The organism is Pseudoalteromonas sp. Hal040, assembly GCF_037162425.1.
Lineage (GTDB): Bacteria > Pseudomonadota > Gammaproteobacteria > Enterobacterales > Alteromonadaceae > Pseudoalteromonas > Pseudoalteromonas gelatinilytica.
Window position 1 is genome coordinate 614,206 of sequence record NZ_JARLUU010000001.1, and the last position, 16,154, is coordinate 630,359.

At 42.0% G+C, this 16,154-nt stretch carries 17 protein-coding genes; 12 read left to right on the top strand and 5 right to left on the bottom strand.

Translation table 11 applies throughout. From position 1 onward, the window contains the following. Positions 1–144: 144 nt before the first annotated feature. Positions 145–627, top strand: coding sequence for a winged helix-turn-helix transcriptional regulator (locus P4S60_RS02805; protein WP_054551119.1), 483 nt, complete (start codon positions 145–147; stop codon positions 625–627). A gap of 48 nt (positions 628–675) precedes the next feature. Here the strand turns inward: P4S60_RS02805 and P4S60_RS02810 are convergent, their stop codons facing one another. Continuing rightward, positions 676–1,275, bottom strand: a complete 600-nt coding sequence (locus P4S60_RS02810) for a TIGR04211 family SH3 domain-containing protein (RefSeq protein ID WP_337114929.1) — start codon at positions 1,273–1,275, stop codon at positions 676–678. 213 nt (positions 1,276–1,488) lie between these two features. On the opposite strand from P4S60_RS02810, the gene P4S60_RS02815 reads away from it, so the two are divergent. From P4S60_RS02815 to P4S60_RS02825, 3 genes are all read left to right on the top strand, one after another. Then, positions 1,489–3,009: a CYTH and CHAD domain-containing protein gene (locus P4S60_RS02815; RefSeq protein ID WP_337114930.1), complete on the top strand. Its 1,521-nt coding sequence runs from the start codon at positions 1,489–1,491 to the stop codon at positions 3,007–3,009. 37 nt (positions 3,010–3,046) lie between these two features. Further along, the gene (locus tag P4S60_RS02820; protein ID WP_337114931.1) at positions 3,047–3,667 is read left to right on the top strand and encodes an START domain-containing protein; all 621 of its coding nucleotides are present in this window, start codon (positions 3,047–3,049) and stop codon (positions 3,665–3,667) included. A 70-nt stretch (positions 3,668–3,737) separates the two neighbouring features. After that, positions 3,738–4,142 carry a diacylglycerol kinase gene (locus tag P4S60_RS02825; RefSeq protein ID WP_063703212.1) on the top strand — a complete coding sequence of 135 codons (405 nt, stop codon included), beginning with the start codon at positions 3,738–3,740 and terminating at the stop codon, positions 4,140–4,142. A 52-nt stretch (positions 4,143–4,194) separates the two neighbouring features. Here P4S60_RS02825 and metK read toward each other — a convergent pair whose 3' ends face one another. After that, complete coding sequence (gene metK / locus P4S60_RS02830) at positions 4,195–5,346, bottom strand: methionine adenosyltransferase (protein WP_063703215.1); 1,152 nt, start codon at positions 5,344–5,346, stop codon at positions 4,195–4,197. 266 nt (positions 5,347–5,612) lie between these two features. Here metK and tkt point away from each other — a divergent pair, with 266 nt between their 5' ends. The 6 genes from tkt to P4S60_RS02860 all read left to right on the top strand — a co-directional run bounded on the left by tkt (position 5,613) and on the right by P4S60_RS02860 (position 12,380). Beyond that, positions 5,613–7,604: a transketolase gene (gene tkt, locus P4S60_RS02835; RefSeq protein ID WP_337114932.1), complete on the top strand. Its 1,992-nt coding sequence runs from the start codon at positions 5,613–5,615 to the stop codon at positions 7,602–7,604. A 936-nt stretch (positions 7,605–8,540) separates the two neighbouring features. Continuing rightward, positions 8,541–8,780, top strand: coding sequence for a hypothetical protein (locus P4S60_RS02840; protein WP_337114933.1), 240 nt, complete (start codon positions 8,541–8,543; stop codon positions 8,778–8,780). 362 nt (positions 8,781–9,142) lie between these two features. Beyond that, positions 9,143–9,568 carry a hypothetical protein gene (locus tag P4S60_RS02845; protein ID WP_337114934.1) on the top strand — a complete coding sequence of 142 codons (426 nt, stop codon included), beginning with the start codon at positions 9,143–9,145 and terminating at the stop codon, positions 9,566–9,568. A 280-nt stretch (positions 9,569–9,848) separates the two neighbouring features. Then, complete coding sequence (ppnP, locus tag P4S60_RS02850) at positions 9,849–10,160, top strand: pyrimidine/purine nucleoside phosphorylase (RefSeq protein WP_337114935.1); 312 nt, start codon at positions 9,849–9,851, stop codon at positions 10,158–10,160. A 182-nt stretch (positions 10,161–10,342) separates the two neighbouring features. Next, positions 10,343–10,699, top strand: a complete 357-nt coding sequence (gene hpf, locus P4S60_RS02855) for a ribosome hibernation-promoting factor, HPF/YfiA family (protein WP_337114936.1) — start codon at positions 10,343–10,345, stop codon at positions 10,697–10,699. Positions 10,700–11,207: 508 nt separating this feature from the next. Next, complete coding sequence (locus P4S60_RS02860; protein WP_442961495.1) at positions 11,208–12,380, top strand: NRAMP family divalent metal transporter; 1,173 nt, start codon at positions 11,208–11,210, stop codon at positions 12,378–12,380. 192 nt (positions 12,381–12,572) lie between these two features. On the opposite strand, the gene P4S60_RS02865 is transcribed toward P4S60_RS02860, so the two are convergent. The 3 genes from P4S60_RS02865 to P4S60_RS02875 are packed head-to-tail and all read right to left on the bottom strand — an operon-like array spanning position 12,573 to position 14,881. Then, positions 12,573–13,760, bottom strand: coding sequence for a vWA domain-containing protein (locus tag P4S60_RS02865; protein WP_337114938.1), 1,188 nt, complete (start codon positions 13,758–13,760; stop codon positions 12,573–12,575). A 1-nt stretch (position 13,761) separates the two neighbouring features. Then, positions 13,762–14,610, bottom strand: coding sequence for an AAA family ATPase (locus P4S60_RS02870; protein WP_063703233.1), 849 nt, complete (start codon positions 14,608–14,610; stop codon positions 13,762–13,764). 52 nt (positions 14,611–14,662) lie between these two features. After that, on the bottom strand, positions 14,663–14,881 hold the full coding sequence (locus tag P4S60_RS02875; RefSeq protein ID WP_055198214.1) for a DUF1653 domain-containing protein: 219 nt from the start codon (positions 14,879–14,881) through the stop codon (positions 14,663–14,665). A gap of 78 nt (positions 14,882–14,959) precedes the next feature. On the opposite strand from P4S60_RS02875, the gene P4S60_RS02880 reads away from it, so the two are divergent. Continuing rightward, positions 14,960–15,442 (top strand): DUF2947 domain-containing protein, encoded by a 483-nt coding sequence (locus P4S60_RS02880; RefSeq protein WP_337114939.1) that lies wholly within the window; start codon positions 14,960–14,962, stop codon positions 15,440–15,442. A 59-nt stretch (positions 15,443–15,501) separates the two neighbouring features. Then, positions 15,502–16,134: a hypothetical protein gene (locus tag P4S60_RS02885; RefSeq protein WP_119852389.1), complete on the top strand. Its 633-nt coding sequence runs from the start codon at positions 15,502–15,504 to the stop codon at positions 16,132–16,134. Positions 16,135–16,154 lie beyond the last annotated feature (20 nt).

Consider the following 16,154-nt stretch of genomic DNA (forward strand, 5'->3'; position numbering starts at 1 on the left):
GTTTAGAAATGAACTTATTGCATTTCTTACCATTGATATAATTCGTGCATTCTAATTAAAATCCAGCAGAATATGCTGGTTAAATTTTTCGATTTACGATAATTTACAGGGCATACCGTTAACTTAGCCGCATAAAATTCTGTTATGACCAGTCCGAATAGATTACGCATGTTAGATCGCATCGATTTAGCAATTTTAGACGCTCTGCAAAAAAATGGCAGAATATCGAACGTAAACCTCGCAAAACAGGTAAACCTGAGCCCAAGCCCGTGTCTCGATCGCGTAAAACGTTTAGAACAAGAAGGCTATATCGAAGGCTATTACGCAAAGCTTAGCGAAGCAAAACTTAACCAGAGCTTGTTAGCACATGTGCAGGTATCGTTAGTGACTTCGAATACATCGGTATTTAAAGTGTTTCGCGAATATATTTTAAATATTCCTCAAGTTGTTGAATGCGACATGGTGGCTGGTGGCTATGACTACTTATTAAAAGTACGAGTCTCAGATATGGATGAATATCGCCAAGTATTGGGTGATTTAGTGGATATTCCGGGGGTGGGGACGCACCACACCTATATGGTGATCGAAAAAATTAAACAAGATACCGGATTAAGATTCGATATATAGATACAAAAAAAGCACCAACAGGTGCTTTTTTAATGACTATTTAGTGGCTTATGCCCAGCCGTCGTAACGTTTACGACGAGATAACACCACCGTTAAGATAATACCTAACAGTAAGCCGATAAATGCAATTGCACCGCCATAAGTAAGTAGCTGGCGTTTCTCTTTTGCACTTGCTGCTTGCTTAGCGTTACGCTCAGATTCAATGGTATTTTTAAGCGTTTCGATTTGCTCACTCAGGGCTACGTTTTGCTCTGTTAGTGATTTGTTCTGCTCTTGAAGCTGCGGCAGTTCAATTTCAGCCTGACGAAGTTGCTCTTGCATTACCGTCATGTCGTTATTCAATGCCTGAAATTGTTGCTGGATACCGGCGTTTTCAGTGATGAATTTTGATTCAACCCAACCTTCACGATCTTTATCGTCACGAATTTTAAAGTAGCCATTATCTTCACCTGATAACAACACAATTTGAGTACCCGCATCAACTGAACCCAAAATGCGGTAGTTTTTGCTCGGACCTGAATGCATAAAGGTGTACAGGTTATCGACTATGTAGGCGGTGTTTTGGCTGTCGCTGCTTGGCGCTTCTTCTGCGTAGCTAATAAAAGAGGTGGCCGCAAGGAGCAACCCAAAAATACACTGTTTTAACATCAATCTGCCTTGTTAATGTGATCTTGCCTAGAAGTGGCTAAATTTATAATTTCTTTATGTATAGAGATAGTAGGGATTTCAACTATTAATAGCAAGGCTGATATTGTAATCCATGCGTGAGCTTAGTCGCAAAAATCAGGAAAAAATTTGCATTAAGTAGCTGCTTTGTTTATTTTGATCACTTATTTATTTTAAATGTACTCCGCAAAACGAATGGATACTGAGATAGAACTGAAGTTTTTGGTGTCAGATGCCGTTGTTCCACTGATCCCCGCATTAATTACTCAATTTGCAAAAACCGTTACCAACAAACCGTCGCGCAGCTTACAAAATGCTTATTACGATACGCCAAGCCGAGAATTACGTGCTTTAGATATTGGCTTACGTACTCGCTGTTGTGACAACCAGTGTGAGCAAACGATTAAGCTTGCTGGCGAAGTCGTTGGTGGCTTACATCAACGCCCAGAATACAACTTACCACTAACAGGTAACCGCCCAGATTTACTCGCATTTGATGCTGTTATTTGGCCTCATGGTATGCAAGTGGGTGCTATTGCAGAGAATTTATACCCAATTTTTAGCACTAACTTTATTCGCCGCACTTGGTTAATTGAAACTAATAACGGTGCAAAAATTGAAGTGGTGTTAGACAAAGGTGAAGTTGCGGCATCGGGTCAGGTTGAGCCAATTTCTGAACTTGAAATCGAACTAATCGAAGGTAGCCGTAGTGAGTTGTTTGCACTGGCCGATAAATTGGTTAGTGAAAGCCAAGTTCGCTTAGGGCTTTATTCTAAAGCAGCACGGGGCTATCGCCTTGCGGATGACAAGCCATTAAAAGCAAGTAAATCAATTGGTTTTGTGCCGCTAAAAAGCGATGCCACACAAGAGCAAGCGCTGGTAGAGAGTATCAACTACGCGATTCGCTTTGTGCAAAAACATGAAGCGTGTTACTTCATTAAACCTAGTCTAAAAACCCTTAAGCGTGTCACAGATGGTATTCGTTTAATTCGCCATACGTTTTGGCTGTTTGATGACATTGTCAGTAAAGACGACACCGACTCATTGCGCACAGAGTTAAAGTGGTTATTGAGCGAGTTAGCGTGGGTTGAAAACGCAATTCAACTAAAAACCTATACATCAAAGCGTCACGCATACTATAAAAAAATCAACAGTGCGCCTGAGCTCACGCAAGTTATTAATGACTTAAAAGAGTTACAGCCAAGCATTGATGATATCGAAACTCTGTTCCATAGCACCCGATATAACCGCTTACTATTGCAATTAACAACGTGGTTAATTGAAAAGCAATGGCGTAAATCATGGGGGCAAGCTGAATTTCAGGCAGCAGAAAAACCGGTTGCCGATATTGCTAAGCGTTTATTTGCCAAAGATTGGCACGACATGCATGAGCTTATCCCTGAGCAGCAAGTATTTACCGATAAAGACTATTTATCACTGCGCACTCGCTTAGAAAACTCATTACTCAGTGGCAACTGTTTAGGTGCTTTGTTCGATAAAGAAGACAGAAATGAGTTTCGTATGCCTTGGGTCGATATCTCCCACGGTATTTACGAGTTAAGTACGCTTGAGTATCTAAAGCAGTTATGCGCAGGGCAAGACGACTTAGAGCTAGCAAAAATTCAAGCATGGCTCGATCAAAAGTCAGAGTTTTTAGTCAGTGCAATGGAGCAAAGCCGTCACGCTTCATTTAATACTGATCCCTATTGGCTGTAAGTAAATGCGCTTTTGCCTATGGATGGGGTTAGCTTGGTTGAGCATATCAGCCTGGGCTAACCCTATTGAATGGCAAACCTACAAACAGCAAGACGACATCACCGTAAGCTATAAAAAGCATGAAACCGGTATTATTGAAATTAATGCTTCTGTGCTGGTGAAAAATGCCAAAGCCAGTGACTTTATGGCATTGCTCAGTGATACTGACAATGCTGCTAACTGGCTTGAAAATGTCAAAAGCGTAACCTTAATCGAGCGCTTAAGCCCCTCAGAAACCCTTGTTTATACTCATTTTAATTCACCTTGGCCGGTGTCAGACCGTGACTTGGTGAGTTATTCTTGTTATCACGCTTTAGATGAGCACAAAACCGAGTTACAAATCAAAAGTCAGCCTTATGCAAAAGCCGAAGTTGCAGGGCTTGTACGCATCAAAGATCTCACCGCTTATTGGCGCTTAGAACAGCAACAAAGTAACTTGTTAGTAAGCCATCAAGCCTATGCTGATCCAAGCGGTTCGATTCCGCATTGGTTAAGTAACAAAGTGTCGTTAAAAAGTGTTTATAAAACGCTACAAGCACTGAGAGAACAATTAACCAATAATCAGTTTTCTAGAGCGAATACACGCAGCATTCCCGGCACGTGTCAGCCGTTAAATTAGCTTCATCATCGGGTGACATCGCTTAGATTTACACATATCATCGCTGTAATTGCGATTTTGAAGGGTTACCATGAAAGAGCCAAAAATTCCCCTAGTTAATAAGCCAAATGGCATGGGCTTTGGGCGTATTTTAAAAGCAACAAAATGTTCTATTAAAGGTTTTAAAGCGGCATTTAAAGAAGAGTCTGCATTTCGTTCTGAAATTTATCTAGGCGTGTGTTTATTACCCTTATCTGTCGTACTTGCGCAGTCATTAAATCATTGGCTAGTACTGTTTATTCCTTATTTATTATTGTTAATTGTCGAGTTACTTAACTCGTCGATAGAAGCGCTGACTGACCGAGTAGGGATTGAGTACCATGTGCTATCGGGTCGTGCTAAAGATATGGCCTCTGCGGCAGTAACATTGTCACTGCTTATTCTTGCTTTGGTATGGGGTGTGGCTGTTTACGAAAAAATAGTAACCTACCTTTAAATCAGACATAAAAAAAGCGCCGAAAGGCGCTTTTTTCATTTTATCTAACCTATTACAGGCCAGCAGCTGCGCGAAGTGCGTCTGCTTTGTCTGTACGCTCCCAAGGGAACTCATCACGACCGAAGTGACCGTAAGCCGCAGTCGGTTGATAGATAGGACGCTCAAGATCAAGCATTTGGATTAAGCCGTAAGGGCGTAGGTCGAAGTGCTCACGTACTAATTCGATTAGACGTGCTTCTTCTAATTTACCAGTACCAAATGTCTCGATGCTGATAGATGTTGGCTCTGCAACACCGATAGCGTAAGAAACTTGTAGCTCACACTTGTCAGCAAGGCCAGCAGCAACCACGTTTTTAGCAACGTAACGTGCAGCGTATGCAGCTGAGCGGTCAACTTTTGATGGATCTTTACCAGAGAAAGCACCACCACCGTGACGAGCCATACCGCCGTATGTATCAACGATGATTTTACGACCCGTAAGACCACAGTCACCCATAGGACCACCGATTACGAAACGGCCAGTTGGGTTGATGAAGAACTTAGTTGCGCTAGAGATAAGCTCAGCTGGAAGAACTGGCTTAATGATCGTTTCCATTACCGCTTCAACTAAGTCGTTTTGTGAGATTGAATCACAGTGTTGAGTTGAAAGAACAACTGCATCAATACCAACAGGCTTACCGTTTTCGTAAGCAAATGTTACTTGAGATTTAGCATCTGGGCGTAACCAGTTAAGCTCACCGCTCTTACGAACTTCAGCTTGACGCTGAACTAGACGGTGTGAATAAGTGATTGGTGCAGGCATTAAAACATCAGTTTCGTTACATGCATAACCGAACATTAAACCTTGGTCACCAGCGCCTTGGTCTTCTGGACGAGCACGGTCAACACCTTGGTTGATGTCTGGAGATTGTTTACCGATAGTGTTTAGGATTGCACAAGAGTCAGCATCGAAACCCATATCTGAGTGTGTGTAACCGATTTCACGTACTGTTTTACGTGTGATTTCTTCGATATCAACCCAAGCGCTAGTAGTGATTTCACCACCAACCATAACCATACCAGTCTTAACGTAAGTCTCACATGCAACACGGGCATGAGAATCTTGCTCTAAGATAGCATCTAGAACCGCGTCAGAGATTTGGTCCGCGATTTTATCCGGATGACCTTCAGAAACAGATTCAGAAGTAAATAAATGTTTTGCCATTGTATTTCTGCTCACAAATATTGCGCTTCACAAACGTCGGTAATAGCGCTAAAAAATTAAGGGGCGTATTTTATCTAAAACAAATATGTTTGCATAGTAATTTTACGCCTAGACGTCCATTTAAAATTACTAATAACGTATTGTTCTTAATAAACGCCCATAATTGGTGCATTTAATGCGGATTTTTAATTGCACTGTACCCTTACAATAAGTAAGAATGGGGCTTCATAAACAACCAGCGCAAATACATAAAGGTAGGAGAATTCATGCCATCACGCAAAGAACTTGCAAATGCTATTCGCGTCTTATCAATGGACGCAGTACAACAGGCCAAATCTGGTCACCCTGGGGCCCCTATGGGCATGGCAGATATCGCAGAAGTACTATGGCGCGATTATCTAAAGCATAATCCAACAAATCCAGAGTGGGCAGACCGAGATCGATTTATTCTTTCTAACGGCCACGGTTCAATGCTGATCTATTCTCTACTGCACTTAAGTGGCTATGACTTACCACTAGAGGAAATTAAAAACTTCCGTCAAATGCACTCAAAAACACCGGGTCACCCAGAATATGGTTATGCACCGGGTATTGAGACTACTACGGGCCCATTAGGTCAAGGGATCACAAATGCTGTGGGCATGGCAATTGCCGAAAAAGCGCTTGCTGCACAGTTTAACCGTGAAGGTCACGATATTGTTGACCACTTCACGTATGCATTCATGGGCGATGGCTGTTTAATGGAAGGTATTTCACATGAAGCCTGTTCATTAGCGGGTACATTAGGCCTAGGTAAACTAGTTGCGTTTTGGGATGACAACGGCATCTCAATTGATGGTGAAGTAGAAGGTTGGTTCAGCGATGACACGCCAGCGCGCTTTAAAGCATACGGCTGGCACGTAGTAAGCGATGTAGATGGTCATAACCCAGATGCAATTCGCGCCGCTATCGAAGAAGCTCGCAGCATCACCGATAAGCCATCATTAATCTGTTGTAAAACAATCATTGGTTACGGTTCACCTAATAAATCAGGTAGCCATGACTGTCACGGTGCACCACTAGGTGAAGACGAAATCAAAGCATCTCGTGAGTTCCTAGGTTGGACTGGCGAAGCATTTGAAATCCCTGCTGATATCTACAGCGAGTGGGATGGCAAAGAAAAAGGTAAGCAACTAGAAGCTAGCTGGGACGAAAAGTTTGCCGCTTACGCAAGTGCATACCCTGAACTTGCTGCTGAGTTTACTCGCCGTACCAATGGTGAGTTACCAGCTGATTGGGCTGAAAAGTCACAAGCTTACATCGAAGAGCTACAAGCAAACCCAGCAAACCCTGCAACACGTAAAGCATCACAAAATGCATTAAATGCGTTTGGTCCGTTACTACCAGAATTCATGGGTGGCTCTGCTGACCTTGCTGGTTCTAACTTAACGCTTTGGGATGGTTCAAAAGGCTTAGAAGCAAACGACGCAAGCGGCAACTACATTTTCTACGGTGTACGTGAATTTGGTATGTCAGCGATTATGAATGGTATTGCACTACATAAAGGCTTTATTCCTTACGGTGCTACATTCTTAATGTTTATGGAATACGCACGTAACGCAGTACGTATGGCGGCATTAATGAAGCAGCCAAGCATCTTCGTTTACACACACGATTCAATTGGTCTAGGTGAAGATGGTCCAACGCACCAACCAGTAGAGCAAATCGCAAGCATGCGTTTAACGCCTAATCTAGTGAACTGGCGTCCATGTGACCAAGTTGAGTCTGCTATTGCATGGCAACAAGCTATTGAACGTAAAGATGGCCCAACGTCACTGATTTTCACTCGCCAAGGCCTAGAGCAACAAACGCGTACTGCACAGCAGTTAGCTGATGTGAAAAAAGGTGGTTACGTACTTAGCTGTGACGGTGAGCCAGAGCTTATCCTTATTGCAACTGGTTCTGAAGTACAGCTTGCACAAGATGCCGCTGCAGAACTTCGTTCACAAGGTAAAAAAGTACGCGTGGTGTCTATGCCTTCAACTGATTTATTTGATGAGCAAGACGCTGCATATAAAGAAAGCGTATTACCAGCAAGCGTAACGCGCCGCGTAGCAATCGAAGCGGGCATCGCAGACTACTGGTACAAATATGTAGGTTTAAATGGCGCAGTAGTTGGTATGACGACCTTCGGTGAGTCTGCTCCTGCTGATGAGCTATTCAAGCACTTTGGTTTCACTGTTGAAAACATCGTAAACAAAGCAAACGCCTTGTTCTAAGCTTTAGTCGCTAAAATTTAAAAGCCCGCCCTGTATAGCTCAGCGCGGGTTTTTTTATGCCCCGTAGGTTGGATAGAACGGAGTGAAACCCAACACATTCGCAGCTTTCAGCCGTCAGCCATCAGTTTTAAAAAAACCTAACCATAGGCGTGAAATTTATTTCGCGCGAAAATTGTGTCTAGCTATTACCTAATAGCTTTGATATTAATAGGCTATAAAACAAGCAAAAATAGCCGCGATAAAACGCCTATTTGTTTTTTACTTATATTTTCTGCTCAAGGATGGTTATGAAAAGTTATCCAAAAGTGTTGGACCCTAAAAAAGTCGGCGAATATGCTGGTTTGGCAAAATCTGGTGGTGGTTACGTGTGAGATGAGGTACTTGAATATCGAGTTTGGTGCCATCCTCATAACGGTGCTCCTGATTTAAAAGAGGGGAGCGATTATTACTATGCTTTCGACACGTATGAAGAAGCACTGGAATGTAGTAATGACATACCTGGAGCTGAAGAACCACTAGCATTAATTCTCCAGCGTGAATATATAGATGAGCCATCAACAGGCCAGTATAAGCATGTGAAAGAAGAAAGGGTCACTGAATGGCCAGTACAATTTCTTGAACGGCCAAGAAGAACCGAATCGACTATTCCCAATTTTATGTCTGTTGATGCACCAGAAAATAAACTGGATATCATTCGTGGTATTGCTTAATAGCAATGTAAGGAAAGATATTTGCAATAGCTACAAACACTCGCAGGTTTGTCGGGGTTACTTGTCAAACTCTTTTAGGAAAGCATTGTAAAACAGCAGCTACTTTAATGTTTGGTAAAAGTTCTACAATCAGAAAGTATAAATACAAATTAAGACCTGCTTTAGCGAAAAGATACGGTGGCTCTGTAACGTATACAAAGCTCAGGTTGATAAAACAATAGACGTTATGGGCTTTAATAAAAAACACATACATTACGCATATTTTATGTACTGTGATATTGCAACTTATAAAGCTAATCTCCCTGAAGGCGAATCATTAGAGTCTATGAATAATACGATTACCAATATATCGGGTATCGGTGGTTTAGGAGTACTCTTAGGTTCATCAATGTTTAGTGATATAGATAGTGGCTCGGACGGAGGTGGGGATGGTGGCTTCGGCGGTGGAGATGGTGGTGCATTCTAGTTTTTGCAATTTCCAAGCTAGTATAGTCAAGGTATACAAACAACGAATCAAGGTTAACCCTAATAGTTAGGTTGGTGTGTTTCATCATGAAAAAAATCACATAAAAGAATAATCTCTTCAATCTCTTCGCTAATAGGTTTGCTTGTCGGGTTCAAGCTATTGGACTTTCTAAGAAGTGATAGATGCCTAGAGTTAAGTGGCAGCTTAACACATTGGGGGGCGTGTGATTTTGGTAATGCAAGAGCAGAAGCAATACCCCTTGGCCTGCCCTCATTGGCTTTAGTAATTACTGTAAGTATTGTTATCTACTTCGTAGTAAATTATTTTATAAAACAAGTTTTTAAATCTCTTTAGAGATCTCAATGGAAGAACCTACAATCTCAGCAATGATGGAAGCATATTCTTTAGATGCTGTTGATTACGCTAAGTGTCATTTTGATATAACACTAGATTTTACGGAGTCGAGTGTTGAAAAAGTTGAACTCATAGTGTCAAAACTATATGACAGTATACCTAGGAGTTTTTTATCTAAATTGTTCTATGGCAGCCCAAGTGACGATGAAATAGAAACTATCAGTAAGGTGTTAGGTGCTTACATAGGTGAAGTTTTCATCCAAGAGCACGGTGGTGCCTGGGATTATAACGAGCAATTGTTAACGCTAGGAGTTCAAAGTGGTGATAACTGGCTTTTACCATGTACAAAAGTATTTAAACGATTAACAAAGGGTGAAGAAGATAGCCTAATTTGTTTCTATGAAATAGCTAAAAAACAATCTTGGGGATCTTAATTTACTTCATACGAAGATAACAAAATCTATACTTCTTAAAACAATGAGAATTGCAATTTATTACAGCTCAGAATTCATGACTCTGCATAGATACTCTTTCTCGTAGTGTTTAACTTGACGCGCTAAAGCACGACCTACCACAATTGCACGAGCTGCTCAAAACTGACAGCTTACGGCTTTCAGCTAACCCGACTTGATTATTTCTCACTCAGTCCCCCTTGAATGCTAAACCGACAACTGGCAATGTCTGTAGCTTAATAACAAAACAACAGGAGTGAAGATGTCTCAGTTTGATAATGTAAGTGTGCTGAAAAAAGCCAATGTGTATTTTGATGGTAAAGTGTCTAGCCGTACTGTGGTACTTGCTGATGGCAGCACGAAAACGTTAGGCTTTATGCAACCGGGTGAGTTTGAGTTTGCAACAAGCCAAAAAGAGTTGATGGAGCTTAACAGTGGCAGTTGGCAAGTGCTATTACCCAGTGAGAGCGAATGGCAAACGATGCAAGCAGGGGAGTCATTTACAGTTGATGCGAATGTGAGCTTTCAAGTAAAAGTGAGCGAGTTTGCAGATTACTGTTGTTCGTACGGTTAATGAGCAGTTGTTAACCTCTCTGAAAAGCCCGTGTTCTGCGGGCTTTTGCATATTTTATCCGCAACGCATGATCTAAATCATCTATGGTTACAATCAATTACTAAATATCTGCAATTTTTGCTTGTGTTAATTCAATTCGCCCCCAATACTGATTATGAGGTAACAAGAAAAAAGGATACCCTATGAAGATTAATATTTCTGGTCATCATGTTGACGTTACTGAGGCTGTTAGAGCTCATATCAACGAGAAATTCTCGAAAATTGCTAGCCATTTTCCATCATTAATATCACTTGATATTATTCTTTCAAAAGAACATCACAAACACCAAGCTGAGATCAGCACAACCTATGAAGGCGCGCGTTTATCAGTAAAAGGTGAAGACGAGGTGATGTACCCAGCAATTGCAAATGCTGCAAAAAAACTTGATGCATCACTGAAACATCGTAAAGGGCAAATGAAAGCCAGACTACACGAAAAGCCGGTCAGTACTACACCGGAAATTGCCCACGAAATCATTCAGGAAATGAACCTGACCTAATTACAGCACGCTAGCCTAATTGGCTAGCCTTAAACTAAATCTGAAAAAGCCAACCGTTGCGAAACGCTTGGCTTTTTTGGTTTTAATATTCAGCTGTCAGATTGAAGTTCCAAAAGTTAGCGAGTTGCTAGGGGAAAGAGTAAAGTTAGCTAGTTAGTAAGAGTAAAGGGGAAAGTTTGCGAGATACAAGACGTAGGAGGCGTTTTAACGCCGAACAAACATGGAGATATCAGATATCAGTCGTTAGAAGTCAGATTTAAAAAACAACGGCTTGACACAAGTGGTAGGCAGTCTAGTGTTGCTAACTTGCTAACTTGCTAACTTGCTAACTTGCTAACTTGCTAACTTGCTAACTTGCTAACTTGCTAACTTGCTAACTTGATCAGCTTCCAATCTCACACAAAACGCTGTAAGTTGCTTGTTACTAAGAATAAAACACACAAAACATATGCAAGCAGCAGTATCAAATTGGCAATCTAAATTAAATGCTTTAGGGCCGGGTATTTTAATGGCCACAGCCGCCATTGGTGGCTCACATTTAGTGGCGTCAACACAAGCCGGGTCGTTATTCGGCTGGCAGCTATTTTGGCTAATCATTGTAGTAAACGTATTGAAGTATCCATTCTTTCGATTCGGTATGGAGTACACCCTTGCGACCAAACAAAGTTTAGTTGAGGGCTACAAGCAAAAAGGGCCGGGGTATTTCTATAGTTTTATTGCGCTCAATATTGTCGCCGCGGTAGTAAATACTGCGGGGGTTTTATTATTAACGGCCAGCCTGCTGCACTACGCATTGCCTATCACAATTTCTGTAACCTTATTATGTTGGCTGATTTTGGCTGTGTGTTTGCTCATTTTATTATTAGGGCACTTTAAGGCGCTCGATAATGTTTCAAAGCTCATTATGGGGCTGCTAACAGTTACCACTTTAGCTGCGCTTGTTGTTGCTATGAATAATGGAACAGCGGCGCCTGTTGACTATGTGGGCCCGTCGCCGTATGAACTTGCTATGCTTGGCTTTATGGTCGCACTCATGGGCTGGATGCCTGCTCCTATCGAAATATCAGCAATTAGCTCACTGTGGCTAAAAGAAAAGCAGCACCAACAAGCGGTGACAAAACAACAAGGTTTGTTTGATTTTAATTTAGGCTACTGGCTTACCGCAGCACTTGCCTTAGTATTTTTCTCACTAGGTGTATTAGTGCAATATGGCCAAGCACAAGCTGTGCAATTAGGTGGAGTCGCCTTTGCCAAGCAGCTAATTGATATGTATGCCCTTACGATGGGCGAGTGGGCAAGGCCGCTGGTTTCGGGTATCGCTTTTTTATGTATGTTTGGCACCACGCTAACAGTGCTTGATGGCTACGCCAGAACATTAAATGAGTCGCATAAACTGCTACCGATTAAACAATCTAAACACAGTTTAAATATGTGGTTATTACTGCAAGCATTTGCAGGTATGGCTGTGATTCTATTCTTTAAATCAGCCCTTGGCCCAATGCTCACTTTTGCCATGACCCTCGCTTTTGTTACCACTCCCGTATTTGCATGGCTGAACTTTAGTTTAGTGCGCTCAGAACCCAGTATTCATCACTCACCTTTATTACGCACTCTAAGCTGGCTAGGTCTGCTTTATTTAGTGGGTTTTGCGCTAGTGTTTTTGGTTTGGAAACTCGCTTAATGAGCTTAGTTAGCGAGTTACAAGGGGAAAGAGTAAAGTTAGAGCTGTCAGATTGACAGTTAGCGAGTTACTAGGGGAAAGAGTAAAGTTGTCGAGCTGCTTGATTTAGATACTAGGTATTTTAGAGTTTCTAACTTTCTAACTTTCTAACTTTCTAACTTTCTAACTTTCTAACTTTCTAACTTTCTAACTTTAACTCAACTCCCTAATTGCATTACTAATCCCATCTAGCGTGAGTGGGTACATGCGGTTGTCCATTAACTGCTTTATAAAATCAATTGATTGATAATAGCGCCAGTGTTCAACGGGTTGTGGGTTGAGCCAAGCGACTTTATCAAAGTGACTGGTTATGCGGTTTAGCCAAGCGCTGCCGGGTTCTTCATTCCAATGCTCAACGCTGCCACCGGGGTAGGCGATTTCGTAAGGGCCCATGGTGGCATCGCCAACAAAGATCACCTTGTAGTCGCTGGTGAACTTGTTAATCAAGGTCATAGTATCAATGACGTTAGAGTGACGACGTTCGTTGTCTTGCCAAACATGCTCATACAAACAGTTATGAAAATAGTAAAACTCAAGGTGTTTGAACTCGCTGTGGGCGGCGCTAAATAACTCTTCGCAGGTATGAATGTAATCATCCATTGAACCGCCGATATCAAACAGCATCAATACTTTTACCGCATTATGGCGCTCTGGTGCCATTTTCACATCCAACATACCGCCTTGCTTTGCAGTTGCGCGGATGGTTTCGGTTAAATCGAGAGTGTCGCTGGCACCAGTACGGGCAAATTTACGCAGTTTTTTTAGAGCGAGTTTAATGGTGCGCGAGCCGATTTCACGGTCACTATCAAGGTTTCGGTAGCTGCGTTTATCCCATACTTTTACCGCACGGCGATGTCGGTTACCATCTTGGCCTATCCGCACACCTTCAGGGTTATAACCATAGGCGCCAAATGGCGAAGTGCCACCGGTACCGACCCACTTATTACCTCCAGCATGGCGCTTTTGTTGCTCTTCAAGGCGTTGCTTGAGGGTTTCCATGAGTTTATCAAGGCCGCCCATGGCTTGTAATTGTGCTTTTTCTTCGTCACTTAAATGCTTTTCAAACTCTTTGCGTAGCCAATCATCAGGCAAGTCGTGTTGCTGTTTTAAGCTTTCGAGCAGATCAAGGTCGGCGACTCCACTAAAGTAATCAGCAAAGGCTTTATCAAAACGATCAAAGTGGGTTTCATCCTTAACCATGATGGTACGCGCTAAGTAATAAAACGCGTCAACGTCTGCAAAAATAACCCCTTGCTTGAGCGCATTGATCAAATCAAGTAGCTCTCGCAAACTAACAGGTAAGCGGTATTCGCGAAGCTTAAAGAAAAACGCAATTAACATCTTAACGGCGGCTCATAAACGCAAGTTTTTCGATTAAGCTAATGTCTTGCTCATTCTTTAATAGTGCCCCAAACATGGGCATTAAGCCGCCTTTTTGGCTTTTATCATGCAGTGTTTTAGCGTCTATATCTTCGGCCATCAGTAGCTTTAACCAATCGAGTAATTCGCTGGTTGATGGTTTTTTCTTAATGCCGTTTACTTCACGTAGATTAAAGAACACCTCAAGTGCTTGGCGAACTAGGTCTTGTTTAACGTGAGGGTGATGCACATCGATAATTTGTGCCATTTCTTCACTACTTGGAAAATCAATGTAATGGAAAAAGCAACGACGTAAAAAGGCATCTGGCAGCTCTTTTTCGTTATTTGACGTGATGATCACAATCGGACGTTGCTTTGCAATAACTCGCTCGCCGGTTTCATAAACGTGAAACTCCATTTTGTCGAGTTCTAATAGTAAGTCGTTGGGAAATTCAATATCGGCTTTGTCTATTTCATCAATCAATAATACAGGGCGTTTGTTATGTTGCTCACCATAAGTAAAGGCTTGCCATAATTTCCCTTTTACAATGTAGTTGCTGATATCGTGCACACGCTCATCACCTAACTGGCTGTCGCGAAGGCGTGATACCGCATCATATTCATACAGACCTTGCTGCGCCTTAGTGGTTGATTTGATGTGCCATTGAATTAGCGTGGTGTCTAAGCTTTTCGCAAGCTCTTCGGCCAGCATGGTTTTACCTGTGCCGGGTTCACCTTTTATAAGCAGCGGCTTTTCGAGCAAGATCGCCGCGTTAACCGCTTGTTTTAATGAGTTACTGGCAATGTAGTTATCGGTTGAATTAAAAAGCACGATGTCACCTTATCTGGTCTGAGCAGTGATTAATAACGTCATGATGCCACAGTTAGTCGGCGTCTGAAAGGTATGCAAAACGTGGTACTGTTTTGCCCTCTACAGTGACGGTTTCTGTAAACATACTAAGTGGGCGAGCCCACATGCCAAATTCGCCGTATAGGGCTTGATAAATTACCAGTGGCTCATTCGTTTCGCTATGAGTGGCAACATATTCAACTTTGTATTTTGGACCTTTGTAATGTTGGTAAATACCGGGTTTGATTGTCATGTGTTTATCTCGCATCTTGGAGTCATTTGGGTATAATTGCAGTTTGCACATTTTACGCTGAAACAAACTGCCTAAACTATGAATTATATTTCGTTAGATGAATACAAAAAAGCCTGGGTTTTTCGTCATAAAGATATGCCGATAAGCAGCGAAGACGGCGCGCAAATAAAACCAATGAGTGCTGAACGCGCTGCTGTTTTATGGACTACCATGGTGAGCCGAGAGCATGATCACCCTGACTTTTTTGATAAAACAGATTGGTGCGGCAAAGACGACAGCTTTTCAGAGACCATTAACTGGGAAAAAGCATGGGAAGCGGGCGACGAGCAGTTACCAGAAGAAATCCTAAACCACTTAGCGTGGGAAGCAAATACGACGGTCTATTTTTGTATGGCGCGCGACAATATCATTGAAACCAGCTTTGCCGTTTTTAAGCGTTGTTGGCAAAACTTTATGTTTTTAGCTGATGGTAGTTTGTTACTAGGTAAAAAGCGTGATGCGGTGGTGCAGTTTTTAGAATCTGGCAATGCAAAATTGGGTAAAAAAGGCGCAGTAAAGTAGCGCTCAATAAACGCTCTATGCTATAAAACAGTCAAGCAATTGTTTTATAAGAGCGCGCATTGTCTAAACCAACTTCACAGAGCGAACACTCGCAACAAGCCGAAATTTGGCAAACTGATGCCGATCGTGCTTTGTATGCGCAGTTATGCAATGCATTTTATGCTCGTGAGATCCCGCGTTTGGTAAATGAACCTGATGCTGCAAGGCTAAAGCGCTTATTAGCCAGTTTGCCTTACTATATAGAGCGTTTAGCCATGCGTATAGTTAATGGCGATGCGCCATTGCAGCTAGATTCACAAAATGGCAGTTGGCTTGAAAAACAAAAATCAACGCCACCTGTTTATAATAAAAACGACTCAAAAGACTTTTATAGTCAATATGCTAAGCGCGGGTTAATTGTTCCCGTGTTAATTAATGACGAGCAATGTACAACCGTGCGCATAGACAGCTTAGATCAAGTAAGCGACAATAAGGTACATTGCAACGAGCTTGGTTGGTTTGATACTTCCGGTGAATCGCTAGAAAACACGCATATTCAATTGCTTAAGCCCGCAAAAGCGGTGATGGCAGCAGCGTGCTGTGGTCATCAATGGCAATTTAATAAACGCATCACACCTAAGCGTTTGTCATTAAGAGAAATGCTACTAGCAAGCAATATAAATTGGCGTAATTTAAAACGCCCTTTGACTTAATTTAACCGCGAAGGAGTGTT

Coding starts and splice junctions, on each gene's coding strand:
- P4S60_RS02860 (WP_442961495.1), top strand. CDS start 11,208: ATGGCCACAGCCGCCATTGGTGGCTCACATTTAGTGGCGTCAACACAA.
- P4S60_RS02880 (WP_337114939.1), top strand. CDS start 14,960: ATGAATTATATTTCGTTAGATGAATACAAAAAAGCCTGGGTTTTTCGT.
- P4S60_RS02865 (WP_337114938.1), bottom strand. CDS start 13,760: ATGTTAATTGCGTTTTTCTTTAAGCTTCGCGAATACCGCTTACCTGTT.
- P4S60_RS02805 (WP_054551119.1), top strand. CDS start 145: ATGACCAGTCCGAATAGATTACGCATGTTAGATCGCATCGATTTAGCA.
- P4S60_RS02810 (WP_337114929.1), bottom strand. CDS start 1,275: ATGTTAAAACAGTGTATTTTTGGGTTGCTCCTTGCGGCCACCTCTTTT.
- P4S60_RS02840 (WP_337114933.1), top strand. CDS start 8,541: ATGGGCTTTAATAAAAAACACATACATTACGCATATTTTATGTACTGT.
- tkt (WP_337114932.1), top strand. CDS start 5,613: ATGCCATCACGCAAAGAACTTGCAAATGCTATTCGCGTCTTATCAATG.
- P4S60_RS02875 (WP_055198214.1), bottom strand. CDS start 14,881: ATGACAATCAAACCCGGTATTTACCAACATTACAAAGGTCCAAAATAC.
- P4S60_RS02825 (WP_063703212.1), top strand. CDS start 3,738: ATGAAAGAGCCAAAAATTCCCCTAGTTAATAAGCCAAATGGCATGGGC.
- hpf (WP_337114936.1), top strand. CDS start 10,343: ATGAAGATTAATATTTCTGGTCATCATGTTGACGTTACTGAGGCTGTT.
- metK (WP_063703215.1), bottom strand. CDS start 5,346: ATGGCAAAACATTTATTTACTTCTGAATCTGTTTCTGAAGGTCATCCG.
- P4S60_RS02845 (WP_337114934.1), top strand. CDS start 9,143: ATGGAAGAACCTACAATCTCAGCAATGATGGAAGCATATTCTTTAGAT.
- ppnP (WP_337114935.1), top strand. CDS start 9,849: ATGTCTCAGTTTGATAATGTAAGTGTGCTGAAAAAAGCCAATGTGTAT.
- P4S60_RS02815 (WP_337114930.1), top strand. CDS start 1,489: ATGGATACTGAGATAGAACTGAAGTTTTTGGTGTCAGATGCCGTTGTT.